17 protein-coding genes are annotated in these 23,894 nt (G+C 73.6%); 6 read left to right on the top strand and 11 right to left on the bottom strand.

Annotated features, from left to right (window positions below; all coding sequences use genetic code 11):
- Window positions 1-84 precede the first annotated feature (84 nt).
- Complete coding sequence (gene zapA / locus BLV24_RS01760; protein ID WP_092679416.1) at window positions 85-840, bottom strand: cell division protein ZapA; 756 nt, start codon at window positions 838-840, stop codon at window positions 85-87.
- A gap of 75 nt (window positions 841-915) precedes the next feature.
- Window positions 916-1,281, bottom strand: coding sequence for a hypothetical protein (locus BLV24_RS01755; protein WP_092679415.1), 366 nt, complete (start codon window positions 1,279-1,281; stop codon window positions 916-918).
- A 270-nt stretch (window positions 1,282-1,551) separates the two neighbouring features.
- On the opposite strand from BLV24_RS01755, the gene tkt reads away from it, so the two are divergent.
- The gene (gene tkt, locus BLV24_RS01750; RefSeq protein ID WP_092679414.1) at window positions 1,552-3,570 is read left to right on the top strand and encodes a transketolase; all 2,019 of its coding nucleotides are present in this window, start codon (window positions 1,552-1,554) and stop codon (window positions 3,568-3,570) included.
- A gap of 273 nt (window positions 3,571-3,843) precedes the next feature.
- Here the strand turns inward: tkt and ileS are convergent, their stop codons facing one another.
- The 3 genes from ileS to BLV24_RS01735 all read right to left on the bottom strand — a co-directional run bounded on the left by ileS (window position 3,844) and on the right by BLV24_RS01735 (window position 8,787).
- A complete protein-coding gene (gene ileS, locus BLV24_RS01745) occupies window positions 3,844-6,813 on the bottom strand; it encodes an isoleucine--tRNA ligase (protein ID WP_092679413.1) in 2,970 nt (989 codons plus the stop codon).
- A 256-nt stretch (window positions 6,814-7,069) separates the two neighbouring features.
- Complete coding sequence (locus BLV24_RS01740; RefSeq protein ID WP_092679412.1) at window positions 7,070-7,519, bottom strand: hypothetical protein; 450 nt, start codon at window positions 7,517-7,519, stop codon at window positions 7,070-7,072.
- Between the two features lie 77 nt (window positions 7,520-7,596).
- Window positions 7,597-8,787, bottom strand: a complete 1,191-nt coding sequence (locus tag BLV24_RS01735) for a pyridoxal-phosphate-dependent aminotransferase family protein (RefSeq protein WP_092679411.1) — start codon at window positions 8,785-8,787, stop codon at window positions 7,597-7,599.
- 464 nt (window positions 8,788-9,251) lie between these two features.
- Between BLV24_RS01735 and BLV24_RS01730 the strand changes: the two genes are divergently transcribed.
- Both BLV24_RS01730 and recR read left to right on the top strand, forming a co-directional pair.
- Entirely contained in the window at window positions 9,252-11,051 is a 1,800-nt protein-coding gene (locus BLV24_RS01730) for an ABC transporter ATP-binding protein (RefSeq protein ID WP_092679410.1), read from the top strand.
- 5 nt (window positions 11,052-11,056) lie between these two features.
- Entirely contained in the window at window positions 11,057-11,722 is a 666-nt protein-coding gene (gene recR / locus BLV24_RS01725; protein ID WP_092679409.1) for a recombination mediator RecR, read from the top strand.
- A gap of 19 nt (window positions 11,723-11,741) precedes the next feature.
- On the opposite strand, the gene BLV24_RS01720 is transcribed toward recR, so the two are convergent.
- The 3 genes from BLV24_RS01720 to BLV24_RS21850 all read right to left on the bottom strand — a co-directional run bounded on the left by BLV24_RS01720 (window position 11,742) and on the right by BLV24_RS21850 (window position 15,269).
- Window positions 11,742-13,772: an asparagine synthase-related protein gene (locus BLV24_RS01720; protein ID WP_092679408.1), complete on the bottom strand. Its 2,031-nt coding sequence runs from the start codon at window positions 13,770-13,772 to the stop codon at window positions 11,742-11,744.
- An 82-nt stretch (window positions 13,773-13,854) separates the two neighbouring features.
- A complete protein-coding gene (locus BLV24_RS21855; protein WP_176954587.1) occupies window positions 13,855-14,139 on the bottom strand; it encodes a PqqD family protein in 285 nt (94 codons plus the stop codon).
- Window positions 14,136-15,269 carry a hypothetical protein gene (locus tag BLV24_RS21850; protein ID WP_176954586.1) on the bottom strand — a complete coding sequence of 378 codons (1,134 nt, stop codon included), beginning with the start codon at window positions 15,267-15,269 and terminating at the stop codon, window positions 14,136-14,138. Before BLV24_RS21850 ends, BLV24_RS21855 begins: the two co-directional genes overlap by 4 nt.
- Before the next feature lie 286 nt (window positions 15,270-15,555).
- Between BLV24_RS21850 and BLV24_RS01710 the strand changes: the two genes are divergently transcribed.
- Complete coding sequence (locus tag BLV24_RS01710; RefSeq protein ID WP_092679407.1) at window positions 15,556-16,998, top strand: methyltransferase regulatory domain-containing protein; 1,443 nt, start codon at window positions 15,556-15,558, stop codon at window positions 16,996-16,998.
- Between the two features lie 444 nt (window positions 16,999-17,442).
- Window positions 17,443-17,895, top strand: coding sequence for a lasso peptide biosynthesis B2 protein (locus BLV24_RS01705; RefSeq protein WP_092679406.1), 453 nt, complete (start codon window positions 17,443-17,445; stop codon window positions 17,893-17,895).
- A 138-nt stretch (window positions 17,896-18,033) separates the two neighbouring features.
- Here BLV24_RS01705 and BLV24_RS01700 read toward each other — a convergent pair whose 3' ends face one another.
- From BLV24_RS01700 to BLV24_RS01690, 3 genes are all read right to left on the bottom strand, one after another.
- Complete coding sequence (locus BLV24_RS01700; RefSeq protein ID WP_092679405.1) at window positions 18,034-18,963, bottom strand: class I fructose-bisphosphate aldolase; 930 nt, start codon at window positions 18,961-18,963, stop codon at window positions 18,034-18,036.
- A 235-nt stretch (window positions 18,964-19,198) separates the two neighbouring features.
- Window positions 19,199-19,990, bottom strand: a complete 792-nt coding sequence (locus BLV24_RS01695) for a penicillin-binding transpeptidase domain-containing protein (protein ID WP_218133323.1) — start codon at window positions 19,988-19,990, stop codon at window positions 19,199-19,201.
- A gap of 152 nt (window positions 19,991-20,142) precedes the next feature.
- Window positions 20,143-21,333: a phosphoglycerate kinase gene (locus tag BLV24_RS01690; protein ID WP_092679403.1), complete on the bottom strand. Its 1,191-nt coding sequence runs from the start codon at window positions 21,331-21,333 to the stop codon at window positions 20,143-20,145.
- A 332-nt stretch (window positions 21,334-21,665) separates the two neighbouring features.
- On the opposite strand from BLV24_RS01690, the gene BLV24_RS01685 reads away from it, so the two are divergent.
- On the top strand, window positions 21,666-23,888 hold the full coding sequence (locus BLV24_RS01685) for an Ig-like domain-containing protein (protein WP_092679402.1): 2,223 nt from the start codon (window positions 21,666-21,668) through the stop codon (window positions 23,886-23,888).
- Window positions 23,889-23,894: the final 6 nt, after the last annotated feature.

The raw sequence follows: 23,894 nt of genomic DNA, 5'->3' as shown, positions 1-23,894 counted from the left end.
CGGCGGCGCTGTCAACCGCCGCCGGATCGGAGGGCGAGACGCCCTGCCCCCTACGGCGCCGGGCGCCCCCCGGCGAAAGGCGGATCAGCGGCGGCTGTCCTCTTCGTCGAGTTCGCCGTCCTCCAGCGCATCCTCATCGTCGAGGTCGTCCTCCGCCGGATCGTCGTCGTCGAGGTCATCCTCCGACGGGGCGTCGAGGCTGACGTCCAGATCGTCGTCCGCGCGCGCCTCATCCTCCGGATCATCCTCCGGATCGTCGTCGAGATCGCCGTCGAGTTCGTCGTCGGGATCATCCTCGTCGGTCTCGCCATCGTCGGCGGCCATCATTTCAGGCGCGGCGACAAGGGCGGCCCCGTCCGGACCATCGTCCGCGTCGAGGTCGTCGTCCCCCTCCTCGTCATCCTCTTCCGCATCCTCGCGGATCTCCGCGGAGAGCGTGCGGACCCGCGCGGCGGCGTCTTCCAGCGCGGCGACGGCGGCGGCTTCGGCCTCGCGGGCCTCGGCCAGCTCGGCCTCCAGCGCCTCCACGCGCGCGGCCAGTTCGGGATCGTCGAAGAAGCCGGGCTGTCCCGCGGCCGGCTCGGCCGGCTCGGCGGCCAGGGCGCCGGGCTCCACCGCGCCGGCGTCCAGCGTGGCGCGGAAGCGGTCGCCCAGCATCAGCGAGGCCATCAGCAGCACCCGCGATTCCGGCAACGCCGCGAAGCGTCCGCCGAACTGGGCGCGCAGGGTCTCGGCCTCCTCCGCCAGCAGGGCGGCGGCGCGGGTGAGGTTGTCCTCCTCCCCGTCGGCGCAGGCGACGCGGTAGTTGCGGCCGGCGATGGCGATATCCAGGTCAGCCATGATGGGGGTCGGTCTCCGGATGCGGATGGGGGCGGGCGAGGCGGCGCAGGGCGCGGATGAAAGCGCGGGCGCGGATCAAACCACGGCGCGCAACTCCTCCAGCGCCTCCTCGATCATGGCGGCGTCCTCTTCGCGCAGGGCGCGCAGGCGGGCCAGTTCCTCCCGCGCGGCGGCGAGCTCGTCGCGCAGCACGTCGCGGTCGGCCTCCGCGGCCTCGGCGGCGGCTTCGGCCAGCTCCGACGCGCGGCGCTGATCGGTCAGAGCGGCCTCCAGCTCCACCGCGCGGGACATGGCGGCGCGGGCGGCGGCCTCGGCCTCCTCCAGCCCGGCGGCGTTCTCCGCGTCCTCCCGCAAATCCTCGACGGCCGCCTCAAGCTCGCCCAGCGCCGCGGCAAGCGTCCGCTTCGCCGCGGCGATCCCCGTGCCTCGCGTCTGCGCCACGCGCAACCCTCCGTCCCGTGGCCTGCCCGGCCTCCGCGGTTGTTTCCGCTTCGCGCGCCGCGTTTCGCGATCACGCCTGTGGAGCGCGATTCGATCACTCGCAGGCCCGCCCGTCAAGCGCCCGCGGATGAGGATTCCGCGCGCGAGGCCCCGCCGCGCCCTTGACCATGCGGCCCCTTCGATGCATGACCGCCGCGGCCCGCGCCCCCCCGGCCCGCGCCCGCACGGCCCCCCGCAGGCGGGCGGCAAGATGACGAAAGGCGAATTCACGTGGACATTCCCACCCTCCGCGCCCGCCATCCCGAGCACTGGATGAAAGCCGCGGCGATCCGCACCCTCGCCATGGACGGCGTGCAGGCGGCCAATTCCGGTCATCCCGGCATGCCGATGGGCATGGCCGACGTGGCCACCGTGCTGTTCGAAAAGCACCTCAAGTTCGACGCCGCGCATCCCGGCTGGCATGACCGCGACCGCTTCGTGCTGTCGGCCGGCCACGGCTCGATGCTGCTCTATTCCCTGCTGCACCTGACCGGCTATCCGGGCATGGGCATCGACCAGCTCAAGAATTTCCGCCAGCTGGGCGCCAAGACCGCCGGCCATCCCGAATTCGGCCATGCCGAGGGGATCGAGACCACCACCGGCCCGCTGGGCCAGGGGCTCGCCACCGCCGTGGGCATGGCGATGGCCGAGGAATCGCTCGCCGCGCGCTACGGCAGGAAGATCGTCGACCACCGCACCTGGGTGATCGCCGGCGACGGCTGCCTGATGGAGGGCATCTCCCAGGAGGCGATCGGGCTCGCGGGCAAGCAGAAGCTCGGCAAGCTGATCGTGCTGTGGGACGACAACGGCATCACCATCGACGGCCGGGTCGACGCCTCCGACGTCACCGACCAGCTGGCGCGCTTCTCCGCCTCGGGCTGGGCGGTGCTGTCCTGCGACGGGCATGACCCCGACGACATCGACCGCGCCCTGACCGCCGCCAAGGCCGACGACCGCCCCACCCTGGTCGCCTGCAAGACCCATATCGGCTACGGCAGCCCCAAGAAGCAGGACACCGCCGGCGCCCATGGCGCGCCGCTGGGCGCCGAGGAGATCGCGACCGTGCGCGAGATCTACGGCTGGTCCCACGCGCCCTTCGTGATCCCCAACGACATCGCCGCCCAGTGGGCGGAGATCGGCAAGAAGGGCGCGGGCGAGCGTTACGCCTGGGAAGTCCGCCTGGGGATGCTGTCCGCGACTAAGCAGGCCGAGTTCGAGCGGGTCATGACCGGCGAGACCTCGCCCAAGCTCGCCGCCGCGGTGCGCAAGCTCAAGAAGAAGCTCGTCGCCGACGCCCCCAAGGTCGCGACCCGCAAGGCCTCCGAGATCGCGCTGGGCGCGATCAACGCGGCCGCGCCGGAAACCGTGGGCGGCTCCGCCGACCTGACCGGATCGAACAACACCCTGACCACCGGGCTGGGCACCTTCGACGCCGACAACCGCAAGGGCCGTTACGTCTATTACGGCATCCGCGAACACGGCATGGCGGCGGCGATGAACGGCATGGCGCTGCATGGGGGCGTGGTCCCCTATGGCGGCACCTTCATGTGCTTCACCGACTACGCCCGCGGCGCCATGCGCCTGTCGGCGCTGATGGGCGTGCGGTCGATCTACGTGATGACCCATGACTCCATCGGCCTGGGCGAGGACGGCCCGACCCATCAGCCGGTCGAGCATCTGGCCATGCTGCGCGCCACCCCCAACACCCTGGTGTTCCGCCCCGCCGACGCGGTGGAGACGCTGGAGGCCTGGGAAGTGGCGATGACCACCCAGGACGCGCCCTCGGTGCTGGCCCTGTCGCGCCAGAACCTGCCGGCGGTGCGCCTGAAGAACCAGTCCAGGAACCTCGTCGCCCAGGGCGCCTATGTGCTGGCCGAGGCCGAGGGCAAGCGCCGCGCCATCCTGATGGCCACCGGCTCGGAGGTCGAGATCGCGCTCGCCGCCCGCGACCTGCTTCAGGCCGAAGGGATCGGGACCCGCGTCGTCTCCATGCCCTGCCAGGAGCTGTTCGCCGCCCAGGACGAGGCCTATCGCAAGAAGGTCCTGCCCGCCGGTCCGGTGCGCGTGGCGATCGAGGCCGCGGTGCGCCTGGGCTGGGACCGCTGGCTCTGCGCCGAGCGCGGGTCGGAGAAGAAGGCCGGCTTCGTGGGCATGGAGGGCTTCGGCGCCTCCGCCCCCGCGCCCGAGCTTTACGCCCATTTCGGCATCACCGCCGAGGCGACCGCCGAGAAGGTCAAGGCGCTGCTCTGATCCCCTCCGGGGACGGACGTTGCGAAACAGGGGGGGCGGCGTCCGCGGGACGCCGCCCCCCTTCGCGTTCCGGAACAGGCGCGGGGCGCGCGCCTTTGCGGCGAGCGGCGACATGCGCCCCTCCCCGATACGCCGTCCCGATACGCCGCCCCGAAACCCGCTCCCTGAAACCCGCTCCCTGAAACGACGACGGGCGGGGCCATGGCCCCGCCCGCATCCGACATTCCGCTTTCCCCGTGTCCGGGGCCGGCGCCCGCGAAAGGCGCCGGTTCGTCAGGCGAGCGCGTCCTCGCAACGGCCGCAGACCGCCTCATGGGCGTGGGTCCCGACATCGGGCAGCACCTTCCAGCAGCGGGCGCATTTCTCGCCCTCCGCCATGGCCGGAACCACCGCCACGCCCGGCACGTCGTCCAGCGTGAAGGCCGCTTCCGGCGCCGGCGCATCGGTCAGCACGATCCCCGAGGTGATGCACAGATCGGCGAAGCGCACCTCCTCCAGCAGGGCGCGCAGCTCGGCGTCCGCCACATGCACCACCGGCGCGGCTTCGAGGCTGGAGCCGATGCGCTTTTCGCGCCGCTCGATCTCCAGCGCCCCGGTGACCACCCGGCGGGCGTTGCGGATCCGCTCCCAGCGCGCGGTCAGGTCGCCGCCCTCGCGCCAGTCCGGCGTGACGGGGAAGTCCTGCAGGTGGACCGAGCTGTCCTCGCCCGGGAACCGCTCCAGCCACGCCTCCTCCATGGTGAACACCAGGATGGGGGCGAGCCAGGTGACCAGGCGATGGAACAGCGCGTCCATCACCGTGCGGCAGGCCCGCCGGCGCAGGCTGTCGGCCGGATCGCAGTAGAGCGTGTCCTTGCGGATGTCGAAATAGACCGACGACAGCTCCACCGTGCAGAACTGGAACAGCGACTGGAACACCGTCTGGAAGGCGTAGCGGCCGTAGCCCGCGCGCACCTCTGCATCCAGCTCGGTCAGCCGGTGGAGCATGAAGCGCTCCAGCTCCGGCATCTCCGCGGGCGCGACCTTCTCGGCGTCCTCGAACCCGTCGCAGGCCGCGATCAGGAAGCGCAGGGTGTTGCGCAGACGGCGGTAGCTGTCGGCGGTGCCCTTGAGGATCTCCGGCCCGATGCGCTGGTCGGCGGTGAAGTCGGTCTGCGCCACCCACAGCCGCAGGATATCGGCGCCGTACTGGCGGATGATGTCCTCGGGCGCCACGGTGTTGCCGATGGACTTGGACATCTTCATGCCCTTTTCGTCCAGCGTGAAACCGTGGGTCAGCACGCCTTCATAGGGCGCCCGCCCCCGCGTTCCGCAGCCCTGCAGCAGCGAGGAATGGAACCAGCCGCGATGCTGGTCCGTGCCTTCCAGGTAGAGCGAGGCGGGCCAGATCCCGTCGGGCCGGTCGCGCAGGGCGAAGGCGTGGGTGCTTCCCGAGTCGAACCACACGTCGAGGATGTCCGTCACCTTGGTCCAGTCGGACGGGGTCACGCCCTCGATCCCGGTCAGGAACCGCTCATGCGCGTCGTCGTTGAACCAGGCGTCGGCGCCCTCCTCGCGGAAGGCGGCCTCGATGCGGGCGTTGACCTGCGCGTTGCGGAGCAGCTCGACCTCGCCCGGCCCGGTCTCGCGCATGAAGCAGGTCAGCGGCACGCCCCAGGCGCGCTGGCGCGACAGCACCCAGTCGGGCCGCGCCTCGATCATCGAATGCAGGCGGTTGCGCCCCGACTTCGGGGTGAACTCCACCAGCGTGTCGATGGATTTCAGCGCGCGCTCACGGATGGTGGCGCCGTGCTCGTCCATGCCGTCGTCCAGCGCCACGTCGATGGCGGCGAACCATTGCGGCGTGTTGCGGAAGATCAGCGGGGCCTTGGAGCGCCAGGAATGCGGGTAGGAATGCTTGACCCGCCCGCGGGCCAGCATCGCCCCGACCTCGGCCAGCTTGTCGATGACGCGCTTGTTGGCGTCCTTCTCCTTGCCCTTCTGGTCGAAGATCACCGCGCCGCCGAACAGCGGCAGGTCGGGCCGGTAGGAGCCGTCCTCCAGCACGTTGTAGGTCATCGGCAGGCCGTGCCTGCGCCCGACCTCGTAGTCGTCCGCGCCATGGCTGGGCGCGGTGTGGACGAAGCCGGTGCCCGCGTCGTCGGTCACATGATCGCCCGGCAGCACGGGGACGTCGTAGTCCCACTCGCCCCGCCCGTCTTCCACGCCGCGCAGCGGATGGGCGAGGACCATGCCCGACAGCTCCTCGGCCGTCACGTCGCGCAGACGCTCATGCGCCTCGACCTTGGCCTTGGTCATCACGTCCTCGGCCAGCGCGTCGGCGAGGAACAGCACGTCGCCGGTCGCGGCCCAGTTGCCCTCGGGCGCCTGGGTGACCTTGTAGAGCCCGTAGGAGACCGACGGATTGAAGCATACCGCCCGGTTCTGCGGGATGGTCCAGGGCGTCGTGGTCCAGATCACCACATGCGCCTTCAGCGCGGCGACGGCGCGGCGCGAGGCGTCCTCCTTCTCGGGGTCCTCCTCGACCGGCCAGTAGGCCTCGCCGGCGGGGGCGCGGACCACGGGGAACTTCACCCAGATCGTGTGGGACTGGTGGTCGTGATACTCGACCTCCGCCTCGGCCAGGGCGGTCTTCTCGACCACCGACCACATCACCGGCTTGGAGCCGCGATAGAGGCTGCCGTTCATCACGAATTTCATGAACTCGGCGGCGATCACGGCCTCCGCGTCGAAATTCATGGTCAGGTAGGGGTCTTCCCAGTTCCCGGTGACGCCGAGGCGCTTGAACTCCTCGCGCTGCACGTCCACCCAGCCTTCGGCGAACTTGCGGCACTCGGCCCGGAACTCGTTGACCGGCACCTCGTCCTTGTCGCGGCCCCTGGCGCGATACTGCTCCTCGATCTTCCACTCGATCGGCAGGCCGTGGCAGTCCCAGCCGGGCACGTAGCGGCTGTCATGGCCCAGCATCTGCTGGGAACGCACCACGAAATCCTTGAGCGTCTTGTTCAGCGCGTGACCGATATGCAGGTGGCCGTTGGCATAGGGCGGGCCGTCATGCAGCACGAAGGGCGGGCGGCCTTCGGCGGTCTCGCGCAGGCGGTTATAGACCCCGATCCTCTCCCAGCGGGCCAGCCATTCGGGCTCGCGCTTGGGCAGGCCGGCGCGCATGGGAAAGCCGGTCTGGGGCAGGAACAGCGTGTCGCGGTAGTCGGGGGCGGTCTTGTCGGCGGTGTCGGCGCACATGGGCGGACGCTCCGTAGGCGAATGTCTCGGAATAGGGCGATGGTCCCCGGCCGCGCCGTCAGGCGCGCCGGAGCGCAGCGGAGTTCGGGCGGCGCCCCTGATCGCTCAGGAGGCCGCCGGGCTAATTCGCCGACCGCTCAGGGCCGAGGATATCGCGCGCGGATCGCTCATGGGCCGGTTGCATACACCGGGCGCCGCGGGATGGAAAGCGGCGCGACGCCGCCGAGCGACGGCGGAGCGGGGCGCGGCCCGCGCCTCACCGGCGGCCCGCTCCGTCCCCGCGCGCGCTCCGCTCCGCCGCCTGGGTCAGGGCGGCGTAGATCCGCCGGACGGCGTCGTCGGGATCCGCGCGCAGACAGGCCCGCAGCGGCGGCGGAGACAGGGGCGCGATGGCGGCGGCGTAGCGGGCGCGCAGGGCGGGCGCCGCCTCCGGGTCCGCCTCCAGCGGGGCCATGGCGGCGAAGGCAGCGCCGGTGTCGGGGCGCCCGGTCTCGCGCAGCGCGTGGTCCTCGTAGGCCCGCCACAACGCGGCGCACCAGGCGAGGTCGACCGCCCCGGCCTGATCCGGGAACGCCGCGCGCAGCAGGGGGAGCGCATGGGCGGCCAGCCGGTCGCGCGCCGCCCCGCGGCTTTGCGCGCGGGACCGCGCCCGCAGGGTCAGCACGACCAGGGCGATGAGCGCGAGCAGGACGGCGACGACGATCATCGCCGCCCGCCCGTCCGCAACCGGCCCATCCCCATCCGCGCCCCGATTGGCGCCTCCGGTCGCCGCGCCCCCGCCATTCAGGCTTCCGAAAGACCGCGCGCGATGGTCTCGGCGGCCGCGGCGACGCCGGCGCCATGGCTCACGCCCATCACGTTGAACGCGGTCTCCACCGCGCCCAGCGTCCCGAGGATCATCGGCGGGTTCAGCCAGCCCATGTGCCCGATGCGGAACGAGGTCCCCGCATAGCGCCCCAGCCCGATGCCGAGCGTCACGCCCATCTGGTCCTCGCACAGCTTGCGCAGGGCGGCGGGCGGGAAGCCGCGGGTCAGGATCGTTGTCACCGCGTTGGCGCGCGCGGCCTCGTCCTGCACGTTCAGCTCCACCGGGCCGCCGTTCTCGCCCCAGGCTTCGACCGCGGCGCGGGTGGCGTCGGCGAGGATGCGCTGCCGGCGCCAGGCGGCCTCGATCCCCTCCTCCTCCAGCAGCATGGTCGCCGCCTGGCGCAGGCCGAACAGCAGGTGGGTGGGCGCGGTGCCGCCGAAGCGCTGGTAGAACATCTCCGGCGCGGCGCGGGGCCTCCAGTCCCAATAGGCGGTGACCAGATCCCCGCGGACCTCCCACGCCCTGGGCCCGACGAAAGCGAAGCTCAGCCCCGGCGGGGTCATCAGCCCCTTCTGCGAGCCGGCCACCATCACGTCCACGCCCCAGGCGTCGAACTCGAAGGTCTCGGTGCCCAGCGAGGCGATGCAGTCCACCAGGAACAGCGCCGGATGGCCGGCGGCGTCGATGGCCTTGCGGATCGCGGGAATGTCGTTGCGGGCAGAGGAGGCGGTGTCCACCTGCACCACGATCACCGCCTTGATCTCGTGGTTCACGTCGGCGCGCAGCAGCGCCTCCACCGTCTCGGGCGGGACCGGACCGCGCTCGCCCGTGCTCACCACCTGGCAGTCGACGCCCATCTGGCGCGCCGTCATCGCCCAGCCCTCGGCGAAGCGCCCGCAATCCAGCGCCACGGCCTTGTCCCCGCGCGAGAACAGGTTGGAGATCGCGGCCTCCCACGCCCCATGCCCGTTGGCGGCGTAGACCGCGACGCGGCCTTCCCTGGTGCGGGCGACCCGCAACAGGTCCTCGTAAAGCCCGGAGACCATCTCGGCCAGCGCGCCCTCATAGATGTTGGGGGCGTCGCGGTGCATGGCGTTGAGCACCCGGTCCGGCATGACCGAGGGGCCGGGGATGGACAGGAAATGCCGGCCGAAGGCGAGGGACATGGGCGGACCTCTTGCAGGGCGTGATCTCGGGCGCGCGGGCGCGCATGACCGGACAGGGCTACAGCCATTCATTGCGGCGCAAAAGCCGTCTTGCGACGCGGCGCGGACGCTCCGCGACGCGCGGGGCCGGATTCCGCCGGCCACGGGCGGGCCGAGTCCCGCCGCTCCAAGGGCTTGCGCCCCCGGCCCGCGGCGCCTTGCGCGCGGATGAATTTTCGTGATCGCCCGCGTCGCGGATCGCGATGGCCCCCCGCTCCCGCCCAACCCCCGCGCCACCCCCGCCGCCCCGCGGCGCGCGCCCGCGACGGCCGGACGGCGCGCGGGCGGGCGGGTGGGGCGCGCCGGCCGGGCGGCGCGGGCGCGCGCCCGCTCCGGCCCCCGCGCCGCCCTGCCCTCTGGACCTTCGCGCCCGGACCGCTAGACATGGGCCCCCGAGCAGGACCGGACCCAAGCAGGAGCGCCGCATGGCCGACCCCGCCCAGAAGGCCTATCGCGCCGCCGCCGCCACGCTGCCCCGCGCGCCGGTGGAGACCCGCACGCTCGACGTGCTGGCCCGCCTGTGGCGCGACTGGCTGCGCCCCTACTGGCGCCGGCTGGTGCTCAACCTCGTGCTGATCGCGGTGGTGGCGGGGGCGACCTCGGTCTACCCGCTGCTCATCAAATGGTCGCTGGAGGGGTTCGAGACCCGGTCCCTCGACGTCATCCGCTTCGCCCCGGTGCTGGTCATCATCGCGGTCACGATCAAGTCCGCCGCGCTCTACGCGCAGCGGCTGCTGACCAACGCCATCCTGTCCCAGATCGACTGCGACCTTCAGCGGGCGATGTATGGCGCGCTGGTCCGCGCCGATCTCGCGACCCTGGACAAGGAGGCGCCCGCCGCCACCGCCAACCGCTTCACCACCGACATCCTGGTGCTGCACACCTCGGTCGAGAAGCTCATCACCGGACTGATCCGCGACGGGCTGACGGTGTTCGGCCTGCTCGCCGCCCTGCTCTGGATCGACTGGGAGCTGACGCTCTACGCGCTGGGCGCCCTGCCGCTGGCCGCCATCCCCATCGGCAACATCGGCCGCCGCCTGCGCCGCATCGCCCGCCGCTCCCAGGAAGAGGCCGGCCAGATGACCGCCCGCGTCGCCGAGGGCCTGTCCGGCATCCGCCTGTCCAAGACCTATCGGCTGGAGGGTTACCTCACCGAAAAGGCCGGCGAGACCTTCGAGAGCCTGCGCCGCCTGCGGGTCCGCGCCGCCGACCAGCGCGCCCGCATCGACCCGTTCCTGGAGGCGCTGGCGGGCCTCGGCCTCGCCATCATCTTCTGGGTGATCGGGGCGCGGATCGCGGCCGGAACCAATTCCATCGGCGAGTTCATGGCCTTCGTCTCCTCCTTCCTCATCGCGGGCCAGTCCCTGCGCGGCTTCGGCACGCTCTACGCCGAGGTCCAGCAGGGCTCGGCGGCGGGAGAGCGGATCTTCTCGGTGCTCGACGCCCAGCCGAAGATCGCCGACCGCCCGGGCGCCGTCGCCCTGCCCCGCGTCACCGGCGAAATCCGCTTCGACGCCGTGGGCTTCGACTACGAAGGCGGCGCCGCGGCCCTGCGCGACATCTCGCTGACCATCCCGGCGGGGTCCAAGGTGGCGCTGGTCGGCCGGTCCGGGGCCGGCAAGACCACGCTGATGAACCTGATCCCGCGCCTTTACGACGCCACCTCCGGCGCGGTGACCATCGACGGCCGCGACATCCGCGACGCCACGCTGCAAAGCCTGCGCGGCCAGGTGGCGGTGGTCGGCCAGGACGCGGTGATCTTCGACGACACCGTCGCCCGCAACATCGGCTTCGGCGACCCCGAGGCCGACCGCCCCGCCATCGAGCAGGCCGCCCGCGACGCCCAGGCCTGGGACTTCGTCGCCGCCCTGCCCGAGGGCCTCGACACCCAGGCGGGCGAACGCGGGCTGCGCTTTTCGGGCGGCGAGCGTCAGCGGCTGACCATCGCCCGCGCCATGCTCAAGGACGCGCCGATCCTGCTGATGGACGAGCCGACCTCCGCGCTCGACGCCGAGGCCGAGGAGAAAGTCCGCCAGGCGCTCGACCGACTGTCCCATGGCCGCACCACGCTGGTCATCGCGCACCGCTTGTCCACGATCCGCGACGCGGACATGATCGTCGCCATGGATGGCGGCCGCATCGTCGAGACCGGCCGCCACGAGGAGCTTCTGGCGAAGGGCGGCCTCTACGCCGACCTGCACCGGCTCCAGTTCCGCGAGGGGTGAGGCGCATGCACGACGACGATCCGCTCGGGCGCGACGACGGGCCTGCCGGCATCGGCGACAATTCCGGCGACGAGTCGGGGGGCGAGGACGGCCGCGCCGTCGAGCGCCTGATCGAGCTTCTGGCCCGCCTGCCCGGGCTCGGCCCCCGCTCCGCCCGCCGGGCGGCGCTGCACCTGGTGCGCAAGCGCGACCTGACCCTGGCGCCGCTGGCCGAGGCGATGACCGAGGTCGCGCGCACCGTGAAGCCCTGCGCCGAATGCGGGAACATCTCGACCTCGGGGCGCTGCGGGATCTGCCGGGACCAGCGGCGGGACGCGGCCACGCTCTGCGTCGTGCAGGACGTCTCCGATCTCTGGGCGATGGAGCGCGGCGGCGCCTTCCGCGGCCGCTACCATGTGCTGGGCGGGCTGCTCTCCGCGCTGGACGGAACCGGGCCGGAGGAGATCGGGATCCCCCGCCTCGCCGCCCGCGCCCGCGAAGGGGTGACGGAGGTCATCCTCGCCCTGCCCGCCACCATCGACGGCCAGACCACCGCCCATTACGTGGCCGAGAGCCTGCCCGAGGGCGTCGCCTGCACCTCCCTCGCCCAGGGCGTCCCGATCGGGGGGGAGCTGGATTACCTCGACGACGGCACCATCGGGGCGGCGCTGCGGGCGCGTCGGGCGCTCTGACGACCGCGCCGCTCAGGGCTCAGCGCCCCGCGTCCTCCGGCCCCGCCCCTGCGGCGAAGGCGAGGAAACGGCCGTGGTTCCAGGCCCGCAGCACGCCCAGCCGGTCGCCGAATCCGTCCGCGGCGCCCGGATCGGCGCGCACCCGCGCCAGCCGCGCCTCCAGCAGGACCGGGTCGACCAGTTCCGGCCACATCGGCAGATCGGCCGCGAAGGCGCGCAGATCCGCCTCCACCCGCGGCAGGGCCTCCGCCATCAGGCGGGCCTCGTCGGGCTGGAAACCGGACTTGTCGGGCCGGCGCGCGACGCGCTCGGGCGCGACCGGTTCCAGCAGCCGCCGGATATAGCCGCGCCGCTGCCCGTCCAGCCGCTTCAGCCCCGCCGGCGCCGCCATCACCGCCGCCATCAGGCGGGTGTCCAGCAGGGGCGAGCCATAGGCCACCGCCTCCGGCGCCGCGCCGAGCCCGCCCGCCGCCGGCAGGTGAAAGTCGCAGATCGTCCAGGTCGCCGCATTCTCGATCCCCGCCAGTTCCGCGGCGAGGATCGAGGGCGCGCGATGCTGGAACGGCGCGGTGCGGGCGCGGACCCAGGCCTCCATCCGCGCGGGCGGGATCGGCGGGCCGATGCGCGCCGCGTCCATCCCCGCCCGCCCTGCGCGCAGCCAGTTCAGCCGCCAGCGCAGGCTCGCCATGACGAAAACCAGCCGGAACAGGTATTTGCGCCCATGACCTTCGGCCCGCAGCGCCCGCGCCTCGCGCAGCGCCTCGCCGATCCGCAGATGCAGCACGTCGTCCCGGAACTTGTCGCGCAGCGGGTGGGAGACCAGCATGTCCCCCCCGAACCCGCCCAGCGCCGCGTCCCGTCCCATCGCCCGCATCGCCCGCGGCATCCCGAAATAGGTGTCCGCGGCGGCGTCGATATTGGGCAGGCCATGGCGGAGCCAGGCCTCCCACGACCCGCCGAGCGCCGTCGCGCGCTCCGAGCGGAAGGGCGTCACCTCCAGGTTCGGCCAGCGTTCTTGCATGGCGGCGCGGGCGGCGTCTTCGCTGGGCGCCGCGCCCTCGGTGGAGACGGAGCTGACCGCCGGCACGACCGCGCCCGTCCGCGCCCCCGCCTCGCAGGCGATCCCCGCGACCAGCGAGCTGTCGAGCCCGCCCGAGAACAGGATCGACGGCCGCGCCCCCAGCCGGGACCAGCGGCTCAGCACCGCCTCGCGGGCGATCTCGCGCCCCGCTTCCATCGCCGCGCCGGGGGCGAGCCCGCGCAACGCGGGGTCGGGCCCGGGGCGCCAGTGGACCCGCCGCGCGGCGCCCGAGGCGTCGGCCCGCAGCAGCGCGCCGCGGGGCAGTTCCTCGATGCCGGGCCAGACCGTGCCGCCGTCGGGCAGATCGGCGTAGAGCGTGAATTCCCCGACCGCCGCCGGGTCCGGGTCGCCGTCCAGCCCCGGAACCGCGCGCAGGCAGTGGATCCAGGTGGAGAACAGCACCAGCCCGTCGGGACGGATCGCATAGGGCAAGGGCTCGTGCCCCATGCCGTCGCGCAGCAGGGTCAGGGCCGGCCCGCCCGGCGCCTCCAGGTCCAGCGCCGCCACCGAATAGGCGCCCTCGACCGCCGCGGCGCCGGTGCGCGCGGTCTCGAAGGCGCCCCGCCCCAGCAGGTCGGCGAGCCGGTCGAGATCGGCCTCGTCCCGCGTCGCCGGGGGCGGCGCGCCGGGCGCGGGATCGGGCGCGGGATTGGACGAAGGCGCGCGCGCGGGCGCGTCCTCATACAGCCGCGCGAAGCCGGCGATGATCCGCCCGCCCCGCCGCCGCAGCCGCCCCGGCGCCGCGGCGCCCAGGCCCAAGGGCAGGCGCAGCCCCAGCCGCAGCACCCGCGCGGCGGGATCGGCGTCGGCGTCGCGCCCGTCCAGGTCCGGCCCCGCCCAGGCCCCGCCCGCCAGCGGCGCCCCCATCCGCGCGAAGGCGGCGTCCAGCAGGTCCCGCCGCCCGCGCGCGTCGAAGGCGCCGAACATCCGCACCGGCGCCGGCGGCGCCGCGGGCGGCCGCGCGCTCATGCGAAGCGCCCGCCGGGAACGGGGCGCGGACGGCTCGGACCGGGACAAGGCATGGCGGGCTCCTGCCGCGCGCGCGCCGGGCTCAGCCGGCCGGCGCGATGTCGACCAGTCCGCCCTCCACGAGGGTGGCCAGGGTGGGTTCCAGATCGGCCTCGATCCGCTCGGCCGGCGCGTCGTAATCCGCGGCCAGCGACGACACCAGATCGGCGAAACGCATCGGAGCCTCCAGCCGGTCCCAGACGTCCGAGGCGATGGCGTCCAGGCCCACATAGGACTCCGACCCGACCCCGAGCAGCACCAGCTCGTCCTCGCTGATCCGGGCTTCCATAACGCCGGGGCGTCGGCTGATCACGTCTTCGGACTTCACGCTGAGGTCTCCTTTGCAGCGGCGCGGGCGGCCGCCTCCTCCATGGCCGCGCGGGCCAGGGCGGCCGCGGCGGGGGCGGCGTCGAAACGGCGGGGTCGGCGCAGCGCATAGACCGGCGCCTGGGCGGCGATGCGGCCGAGCTGCGCGAAATAGGCGGGGTCGCGGCCGAGCGCCGAGGCCACCTCGGGACGGCCTACGGCGTCGCGCAGACGCATCAGGGCCTGCATCCCGCCGATCCGCTCCAGTTCCGGCGCGGCGTCGTCGGGATGCAGCCATTCCAGCGCGAACACCGCGCGCAGGGGGACCGGCCAGGCGAACCCGCCCAGCGCCGCGTCCGCGTCCGCCAGCGCCCGGACGCCCTTGCCCAGCCCCTCGCCGGCGCCGGTGATCTCCGACACCCCACGGCTCGGCGCGCGGTCGGGGGAGTGGGCGAGGGAATGGGCGCGCGCGCGGGGGGGGGACGGATCCGGCGCGTCGATGCGCGCCAGCGCCTGGGCGGAATCCTCGAACAGGCGCGCGGTGCGCATGGCGCGGTGCACCCCGATCGGCCGGCCCTCGCCCAGGTCGAGCGCGATCAGGTCATCGCCCGCAAGCGCCCAGCCGGATCGCGCCAGCATGGCGGCGAAGGTGGACTTGCCCGCCCCCGCATCGCCCACGAACAGCGCGGCGCCCAGCGGGCCGGCGGCGGCGGCGGCATGCAGCGGCAGCGCCCCGCGCTGATGCAGCAGCCCCGGCGTGACGCCGTAGCCCAGCGCCAGCGCGATGGTCTCCCGGCTGGTCCCCGCGGCGCGGGAGAGGTCGAGCTCCACCCGCCGCCCGTCGGTGATGCGGATGCGCATGAACGAAGCTTCCTGCACCATCTCTCCGGGCCCGGTCAGCCGCCAGACGCCGGCGACGGGCGCGGCATCGGGCGCCGGCGGGACCGGGGCGATGCGCACGGTGACGTCCGCGGGCGCGTCGGCGGGCGCGGGCTCCATCCACGGGGCGACGATATCGCTGTCGAAGACCAGGCCGAGCGCCGAGAAACGCCCCCGCGCCGGCGCGAGGTCGGGGCGATGGGCGGGGATCGGCGCCCGGGCGCCGGCGTCCGGGGCGGCGCCGGGATCGGTCGGCGGCGGGGCCGCGCTCATGCCCGAACCCCGGTCATGCGGCGCGTCTCATGCGCGCGACGCGACAGGCCCGAGGATCGGAGGATGGCGAAGCGCTGGGGAAGAGGTCTGCGGGACGGAGATTTCGGCGCGGGGCGCGGCCCACATGCGGACCGGTCGCCCGCCGCCTCGCCCACGGCGCAGCCTTGCCGACAAACCCCATGGCGTCTCTCCAAACCCCTCGAACCACGCCCCCGCGCGGCCCTTGTCTCCCCAAGCGTCTGTGGCATAAATGCCTTTCCTACGCAACCGGAGGCGCTTGGCCCGAATGACCCGGACCCCCGACGTCCTCTCCGCCGCCGGCGCCGTTCCGGAGCCCGTCGCCGACATCGCCGCGCGCCCGGTCATCGCCGATCTGCCCGCCTGCCACGGCGTCCTCGCCTTCGCCTCCCCCGCCCGGCTCGCCGCCGCCGCCGCGCTGGCCGGCGCCGCGCTGCGGCCCGTCCGTCGGCTGCTGATGCTGGAGGTCGGCTCCGGCGTCGGGCTCGCGGTCCAGGCCGCGGCGCTGGCCGGAACCGGGACGACGATTCTCGCCCAGGCCGAGGATGCGGCCGAGGCCGCCCATGCCGCCGCCCTGCTCGCCGAAGCCGGGCTGGACGGGGCGGCGGAGGTGGTCGCGGGCCCGCCGTCCCGGCTCGCCGCCCGCCTCGACGCCCAGGGGGATGCGCGGGGGGACGCCCGGGGGGATGCCCAAGGGGATGCGCAGGGAGACGCCGCCGAATTCGACCTCGCGGTCATGCCCTGGGGCTGGGACCTGCTGCCCGAGGCCGAACGCGCCGCGCTGATCGGCCTGCTGGCCCGCCGGCTCGCCCCGGGGGGCGGCTTCATGCTCACCCGCTCGGTGGCGCCGGGGGCGCTGTCGGTCGGGGCGCTGCGCCAGCTGACGCTGAACCGCTGGGACGCCGCCGCCGACATCGCCGATCCCGCCGCCCGCATGGCCCGCACGCTGGAGGAGGCCGAGCGCGTGACGCTGCTCAGCCACCGCTTCATGCGCGGCGCCGTGGACTGGGCGCAGAGCCGGGACGAAATGCGCCGCCTGCCGCCGCGGGTCTTCGCGCGGATCTGGGGCGCGCCCCGCCCCGCCCCGCAGGATTCGCGGAGTTTCGCCGCCGCCCTGGCCCCGGCCGGCCTGGTCGCCTGGACCCCGGCCGATCCCCTGCGCCTGGCCCGATCCTTCGACATGACCGAGGCCCAGCAGGCCGAGATCGACCGCTGCGCCGATCCGTTCGAGGCGGCGGAGGTCGCCGACCTGATGCTGATGCGCCAGACGCGCTCGGACCTGTTCCTCAAGGCCGGCGGTCCGGCCGCGGAGCCCGGCGCGCTCCAGCTGCTCCCCGCCCCGGGCGCGGCGGAGGCGGTGGCCGCCGGGATCCGGGTGGAGGGGCTGCTCGGCCCGATGACCCTCGCCCGCGCGGCCTACCTGCCCGTGCTCGACGCGCTGGAGCAGGCCGGCGGCGGCGGCGCCGCGCGGCTTGACGCCACGGCGCGGCGGCTCGGTCTCGAGACGCCGGCGCTGACCGAACGGGCGGCGGTGCTCCTGAGCGCCGGATTCGTCCTGCCCGCGCCGCATGGAGCCGCCGGCCCCCCGCAGGCGGCCCGCGACGCCGCCGCGCGGCTGTCCGAGATCCTGCTGCGACGCGGTATCGCGGATGTCCTGTCCGATCCGGTCACGGCGGGCGCCCTGCCGCGGCGCGGAACCGGCGTCGCATGAACAATCCCGCAATTCATTAAGCTTAACGCGCCGCGCCCGGCCCGCCATTACGCTCCGCCGGGGTTCGTTCGCCATGGCGCAGCGCAAAAACTCTTTGCGTTTTAGCCGAATACTCGTATGTTGGCTGCGGGTGTGATGTAGACTCACGAGGTGAGCCAATGGGCAAAAAAGTTTGGAATCGTCCGACCGTTTCGGTCGTCTCTGTGAAAGCGCTGACTCGCGGCCTCGACGGCTCTGGCCCCGATGGTTGCGGCAAGGCCGTGGTCTTCACGGACGCCTGCTCGTAATCGAGTCGGCACGACACGCGGCTCGAACAGTCGATGCTGTCGGAAAAGATGATGCGGCCCGCTTTGCGGGCCGTTTTCATTTGTCTGCGCCCCCATTCGCGCCCCCATTCGCATCGCAACGCGCGGAAAGCGGGCGCGGCGTGAGCGGGGGGCGCCGATGACCGCCCCCGGCGACCGGCCCCCGCGGCGCGGCTGGCGGCGCGTGTTCGAGCCCGGCGAGCTGCGCGCGGCGCTCGACGCGTTCCGCTATCTCGCGCGCGCCCGAATCCTCCATGCCCGATTCCCCGCCTCCCGCCTGATCGAACGATTGCGGGCCCCGGCCGACGGCCCCCGCCCGGCCCGGCTCGACGCCGACTCGCGTGAGCGGATGCGCCGCGCGCTGATCGCGGTGTCCCGGCGGATGCCCTGGCGGTCCGATTGCATGATCCAGTCGCTGGCCGCGCGGATGTGGCTGGACCGGCTCGGCGTGCCCTGCGCCTTCCGGCTGGGCGCGACGCGGGGCCCCGAGGGGATCGCCGCCCATGCCTGGATCGAGGTCGACGGCCACGTCGTCACCGGCGGCCGCGCCGTAGGCCGCATGGCCGCCTTCATGGAGACGAACGGGGACTGAGCGCCCGCCGATCGCTCAGGCGCCCCCCACTCACCTCCCCCTCAAGCCGACGCGAAAAGGGCCCGGCGTCGCCGCCGGGCCCCCTGTTTTCCGTCGCCTTCGCCCCCGGCCCCGCGAAGGGGACCGGAGCGCGTGGGATCAGGCCTTGCCCTTGTAGATGTCGACCAGCTTGCCGAGCATCGCCAGCGCGTCCTCACGCGGACGCTGGAAGGTGTTGCGGCCGATGATCGAGCCGTTGCCGCCGCCGTCGCGGATGGCGCGGGCGTCGTCATAGACCGAGTCCTCGCCCTTCTTGGCCCCGCCCGAGAACACCATGATGCGGCGACCGCCGAAGGCGCTCTCGACGCAGTGCTTCACGCGCGCGGCCTGGGTGGCGACGTCGATCTTCTGCTCCTCGTAGACCTTCTTGGCCTCGGGCAGCATCAGGTGGTCGGTGGACAGCTTGATCTTGATGATGTGGGCGCCCAGCAGCGCGGCGATCTGGCCGGCATAGGCGGCCACGTCGATCGCGGTCTCGCCGTCCTTGGTCACGCCTTCGCCGCGCGGGTAGGACCAGATCACGGTGGCGATGCCGACCGAGGCGGCCTCCTCGCGCATCTCCGAGATCTCCTCGAACATGTCCAGCGCGCAGTCCGAGCCCGGATAGATGGTGAAGCCGATGGCCGAGGCGCCGATGCGCAGCGCGTCCGACACGCGGGCGGTGATCGCCTGGTCCTTGCCCGAGGTGCCCGACATCAGCGAGTTGGCCGAGTTGCACTTCAGGATGGTCGGGATCTGGCCGGCGAAGGTGTCGGCGCCCGCCTCCAGCATGCCCAGCGGCGCGGCATAGGCGTTGAGCCCGGCGTCGATGGCCATCTGGTAGTGGTAATGGGGGTCATAGCCGGCGGGGTTCGGCGCGAAGGAGCGCGCGGGCCCGTGCTCGAAGCCCTGGTCGACGGGCAGGATGATCATCTTGCCGGTGCCGCCGAGCTTGCCGGTCATCAGCATGCGGCACAGGTTGGCTTTCACGCCGGGGGTGTCGCCCTCGTAATTGGCGAGGATCTGCTTGACGGTACGGGTCGCTTTCATGGGAGCTCCTGAGCGGATGGGCCGATATCGGTCGGTTGTTAAGGGGTTCCGCCCGTTCGGGTAGCGTGGCGCCCCATCAGCGTCAAGCGACGCGGGGACGCGCCTGCCGGCCGGCAGGCGCGCGGCGGCCGGGCGGTTCATGCGGGGCTCATGCAGGGCGCGGGCGGGGCGCGGGGCGGCGCCGTCCTTCGTTCCTGCCGGGTCGGGGCATCCGCCGACCCCATTCCCCCCCGCCTCAGTCCCCGACCAGCTTCGGCCATTCGGCCAGAAACGCGTCGCGGGTCAGCACCCCGGGCGAGCCCGCCCGCCGCCCCCGCGCCTGGGTGAGGCGCACGAAGATCAGCGCCCCGTCTCCGCGGGCCCCGGGGCCTTCGCGCCGCGCCCAGCCTGCATACCAGCCCCAGCCCCGCGCATAGTCGAAGCTGCGGTCCGCCCGGCGCGGATAGGCGGCGCCGGTCTTGCCGTGCAGGGTCCAGGCGCCGACGGAGCGGGTCTCGACGATCTCGCGGGCGCGGGCCATCGCGTCGCGCCGCACCGGCAGCGCGTCGCGCGCCAGGGCGCGCAGGAAGGCCGCCTGTTCCTGCGGAGAGATTTTCAGCGAGGACGCGATCCAGGCCCGTTCCAGCCCGTTGCCAAGCCCCGGATCGCCCGAGAAATCGGCGTTGCCATAGCCGAAGGCGCGCGCCTGGCGGGTCAGCGTCTCCGCCCCCAGCGCGCGGGTCAGGCGTTGCGAATACCAGACCACCGAATGGCGCAGCCAGGCGGCGGGGTCGGTGTCGCGCCTCCAGGCCTCGCCGCCCCAGTCCGGGTCGCCCTCGCGAAAGGCCATGACCGGCGCATGCGCGTCGATCAGCTGCCCGGCCTCGTAGCCAATCACCGCCAGCGGGATCTTGAAGGTCGAGGCCGGGGTCACGCGGGTCCGGCAATCGCCCTGCTCAAGCAGGGTGGCGCCGGTCGCGACGTCCCGGATCAGCGTGCAGACCGTCTCCGCCCCCGCTGCGGGCGCGAGGCCGAGGATCAGCGCCAATGCGGCGAGCGGGACGCGCGGGGCGCGCCCCCTCCCGCCATGGAAAAGGGGCCCGCGCCCTGCGGCGCGCGCCCCCTCCACGATCCGAAACCGGGGCCGAAACCGGGGCCGAAACCGGGGCCGAAACCGGGCCCGGAACCGCATCCGGACGATCAGCTTTCCAGCGCCGCGACGCCCGGCAGGGTCTTGCCCTCCAGCCATTCCAGGAAGGCGCCGCCCGCGGTCGAGACATAGGAGAACTTCGCCGCCGCCCCCGAGGCGTTGAGCGCCGCCACCGTGTCGCCGCCGCCGGCGACCGAGAGCAGCTTTCCCGCCTCGGTCAGCTCCGCCGCCGTGGTCGCGGCGGCGTCGGTGGCGGTGTTGAAGGGCTCGATCTCGAAGGCGCCCAGCGGTCCGTTCCAGACCAGCGTCTTCGAGGCCGCGAACTGGGCGGCCACGGCGGCCACCGCGTCCGGGCCGGCGTCGAGGATCATCGCGTCCTCAGGGCATTCCGTGGCGGGCACGGTCTGATTGGCGGCGTTGGCGGCGAATTCGCGGGCCACCACCACGTCGGAGGGCAGCAGCAGCTTGCAGCCCTGCGCGTCGGCCTTGGCCATGATCTCGCGCGCGGTGTCGAGCAGGTCATGCTCGCACAGCGACTTGCCGACCCCGATCCCCTGGGCGGCGAGGAAGGTGTTGGCCATGCCGCCGCCGATGACGATGGCGTCGACCTTGGCCATCAGGTTCGACAGCAGGTCCAGCTTGGTGGAGACCTTGGCCCCGCCGACCACCGCCGTCACCGGGCGTTCGGGATGGGCCAGCGCCTTTTCCAGCGCCGAGAGCTCGGATTCCATCAGCCGCCCGGCGGCGGAGGGGAGCCGGCGCGCCAGCCCCTCGGTCGAGGCATGGGCCCGGTGGGCGGCGGAGAAGGCGTCGTTGACGAAGACATCGCCCAGCGCCGCGAGCTGATCGGCGAAGGCGGGGTCGTTCTTCTCCTCGCCCGCATGGAAGCGGGTGTTCTCCAGCAGCAGCACGCCGCCTTCGGGCATGGCGGCGATGGCGGCGGCGGCGGGCTCGCCCACGCAGTCGGAGGCGAAGGCGACCGGCGCGCCGATGGCGGCTTCGAGCGCCGGGCGCACGACCTCAAGGCTCATCTCTGGCACGACCTGGCCCTTGGGCCGGCCGAAATGCGCCAGCAGAACCGGCTTGCCGCCCTTGGCGAGGATGTCGCGCAGCGTGGGCAGGATGGCGTCGATGCGGGTGGCGTCTGTCACCTTGCCGTCGCGCACCGGCACGTTCACGTCGACGCGCACCAGCGCGCGCTTTCCCGAAAGGTCGATGTCGTCAAGGGTCTTGCGGGTCATGGAAAAGGGCCTCGCGTCCGGTCCGCCGATGGGTTCTGGCGCCTATAGACCGCAGTCCCGCGTCCCCGCGCAAGGCCGCGGGAGGGGACGCGGCGACGCGGGCGGGGGGCGGGAGAGGCGGCGGGAGCGGCGGCGGGCGGGGCGGTGGGCGGGGCGGCGGGAGCCCCTGCCCCGCCCGCCTTCGATTGCTCCGATCCCGGCGAGATGTTAAGAAATCCCTAACTTCCGCTGAAACATGCCGCCTGAAGCCGCGGCGCCGCGCGCGAGGCTTCGTGCGCGCTCAACCAGGCCCGGCGCCACGCGTCCGCGGCCGGAGCAAGGCGCGTTCTCCCATGACCGAACTCGTGACCCCGCCCTTCGGAGAGACCCTCGACGGCGGCCCCGGCGACGATTCCCTCCACGGCGAGGGCGACTGGCAGGTGCTGCGCGGCTTCGCGGGCGACGACCTGCTGCAACCCTTCGGACGCGGCGGCGAGGCCCATGGCGGCGACGGGAACGACACGCTGGAGGCCGGCGGATCGCATCGCGACGCGCTGTTCGGGGATGCGGGCGACGATCTGTTCCGCCTCTCGGGCGGGCTGGCGGACATGTTCGGCGGCGATGGCGACGACGTGCTGGAGGCGACCGGCGGCTCGGGCCTCTTCGCCGGGGGCGAGGGGCTCGACACGGTGGTGCTGCCGGGGGTCGAGGCCGACTGGGAGCTCGCCGTCGACGGCCGGACCATCCGCTCCGACCTCTGGGGCGTGTCGCTGGCGATCCCGGCGGTGGAGATCCTGCGCTTCGACAACACGTCCCTGCTGATCTCCGAGGCCCGCCCCGGCGTGACGCGCAGCGGCGACAGCTCCGCGCGCGAGCCCGCCACGGGGACGGCCCGCGACGACATCTTCGTGATGGGCGACGGCGACGACGTGATCTATGGCGGGGGCGGCGACGACCGCGTCCATGCCGGCGCCGGGAATGACGAGATCCAGCTCGGATCGGCCTATGGCGGCGGCCATGTGGTGGAGGCGGGGCCGGGAAACGACCTGATCGCCGCCTATGGCTGGGACACGCGCCAGTCGGGGGGCGAGGGCGACGACCGCTTCATCTCCCGCGGTTACGGCTTCAACGCCATGGATGGCGGGCCGGGGATGGACAGGGTCATCTACGTCGCGGCGCGCGAGGATTTCCGGATCGAGCTGTTGGGCCCCGGCGCGGCGATCGTGGCGCGGGTCGCCGACGGCGGCTCGCCCCATGATCGCGCGCGCGACACGCTGACCGGGATGGAGATCCTGGAGTTCCGGGGGGGCGAGACGGTGTCGCTGGCCGGCGGCCCGATCCCCGACGCGGAGACCGTGCAGGCGGTCGAGGGCGGGTCGGTATGGATCTCCGCGGCGGAGCTGCTGGACGGCGACATCGCCGCGCCCGGCGCGGCGCTGGCGCTGCTGGGTGTGGAGGACGCGGCCCATGGGACGGCGACGCTGTCGGGCGGCGGGGTGACCTTCACGCCGGAGGCCGGGTTCCACGGGGAGGCGAGTTTCGTCTACCGGGTCGGCGACGGCATGGCGGAGGCCCGCCAGGTGGTGACGGTGGAGGTCGCCTCGACCAATCGCGGTCCGCAGGCGCGGGACGACGCCTTCGCCGCGCGCTCCACCGACGGGGTCACGGGCGGGGTCACGGGCGACCTGCTGGCGGATAACGGCGCGGGGGCGGATGCGGACCCGGACGGGGACGTCCTGCACCTCGCGGGGGTCGAGGGCGCGGCGGCGGGCGGCGGCGGGCTGGTGCGGCTCGCCTCCGGCGCGCTGGTGCGGTTCGAGGCGTCGGGGCGCTTCGTCTATGATCCCGACGGCGCCTTCGACGGGCTTGCGGTCGGGGCGGTGGCGACGGACGGGTTCGATTACACGGCCGCGGACCCGGAGGGCGCGTTCGACATCGGCCATGTCACGGTGACCGTGACCGGCGCGGCGCCCGAGCCGGACCCGGAGCCCGGGCCGGCGCCGGGAGCGCCCTCCGCGACCCCGGTGGAGGCCGGGCTGACGCTTTCGGGCGGGCCGGGGGCGCAGCGCCTGCTCGGCGGGACGGGCGACGACGTGCTGCGCGGCGGCGGCGGCGCGGACCGGCTGCTCGCGGACGCGGGGGAGGACCGGCTGACCGGCGGCGCCGGGCGGGACCGGCTGAAGGGCGGAGCCGGCGATGATGCCCTGCGCGGCGGGGCCGGCGACGATACCTTGCGCGGCGGAGCCGGCGACGACCTGCTGCGCGGCGGAGCCGGCGACGACCTGCTGCGCGGCGGGGCCGGGCGCGACGTGCTGATCGGCGGGCGGGGCGACGACGTGCTGGCCGGCGGGGCCGGGCGCGATGTGCTCCGCTTCCGCGCCGGCGACGGCGCGGACGTGGCGCGCCGCTTCGACCCAGACCTGGACCGGGCCGTGTTCGGGCGCGGGGTGGACGGGCTCGACGCGCTGGAATTCGAGCAGCGCGCCCGCGGCGTCGCGGTGATCTTCGAAGGCGGCGAGGTCTTGTTCAAAGGCCTGCGGGAGGCGGATTTCGACGCCGACAACCTGATCGCCTGAGCCCCT

Origin of the sequence: Albimonas donghaensis, assembly GCF_900106695.1 — a bacterium.
GTDB classification, from domain to species: Bacteria; Pseudomonadota; Alphaproteobacteria; order Rhodobacterales; family Rhodobacteraceae; genus Albimonas; species Albimonas donghaensis.
Note: the sequence above shows the minus strand (reverse complement) of the source record. Positions and strands in the feature narration are given on the sequence as shown.

What these genes read in the sequence shown, in the direction of transcription:
- zapA (WP_092679416.1), bottom strand. Translation starts at nt 840, where the DNA reads ATGGCTGACCTGGATATCGCCATCGCCGGCCGCAACTACCGCGTCGCC.
- ileS (WP_092679413.1), bottom strand. Translation starts at nt 6,813, where the DNA reads ATGTGCGCCGACACCGCCGACAAGACCGCCCCCGACTACCGCGACACG.
- BLV24_RS01740 (WP_092679412.1), bottom strand. Translation starts at nt 7,519, where the DNA reads ATGATCGTCGTCGCCGTCCTGCTCGCGCTCATCGCCCTGGTCGTGCTG.
- BLV24_RS01735 (WP_092679411.1), bottom strand. Translation starts at nt 8,787, where the DNA reads ATGTCCCTCGCCTTCGGCCGGCATTTCCTGTCCATCCCCGGCCCCTCG.
- BLV24_RS01730 (WP_092679410.1), top strand. Translation starts at nt 9,252, where the DNA reads ATGGCCGACCCCGCCCAGAAGGCCTATCGCGCCGCCGCCGCCACGCTG.
- recR (WP_092679409.1), top strand. Translation starts at nt 11,057, where the DNA reads ATGCACGACGACGATCCGCTCGGGCGCGACGACGGGCCTGCCGGCATC.
- BLV24_RS01720 (WP_092679408.1), bottom strand. Translation starts at nt 13,772, where the DNA reads ATGAGCGCGCGGCCGCCCGCGGCGCCGCCGGCGCCGGTGCGGATGTTC.
- BLV24_RS21850 (WP_176954586.1), bottom strand. Translation starts at nt 15,269, where the DNA reads ATGAGCGCGGCCCCGCCGCCGACCGATCCCGGCGCCGCCCCGGACGCC.
- BLV24_RS01710 (WP_092679407.1), top strand. Translation starts at nt 15,556, where the DNA reads ATGACCCGGACCCCCGACGTCCTCTCCGCCGCCGGCGCCGTTCCGGAG.
- BLV24_RS01705 (WP_092679406.1), top strand. Translation starts at nt 17,443, where the DNA reads ATGACCGCCCCCGGCGACCGGCCCCCGCGGCGCGGCTGGCGGCGCGTG.
- BLV24_RS01700 (WP_092679405.1), bottom strand. Translation starts at nt 18,963, where the DNA reads ATGAAAGCGACCCGTACCGTCAAGCAGATCCTCGCCAATTACGAGGGC.
- BLV24_RS01690 (WP_092679403.1), bottom strand. Translation starts at nt 21,333, where the DNA reads ATGACCCGCAAGACCCTTGACGACATCGACCTTTCGGGAAAGCGCGCG.
- BLV24_RS01685 (WP_092679402.1), top strand. Translation starts at nt 21,666, where the DNA reads ATGACCGAACTCGTGACCCCGCCCTTCGGAGAGACCCTCGACGGCGGC.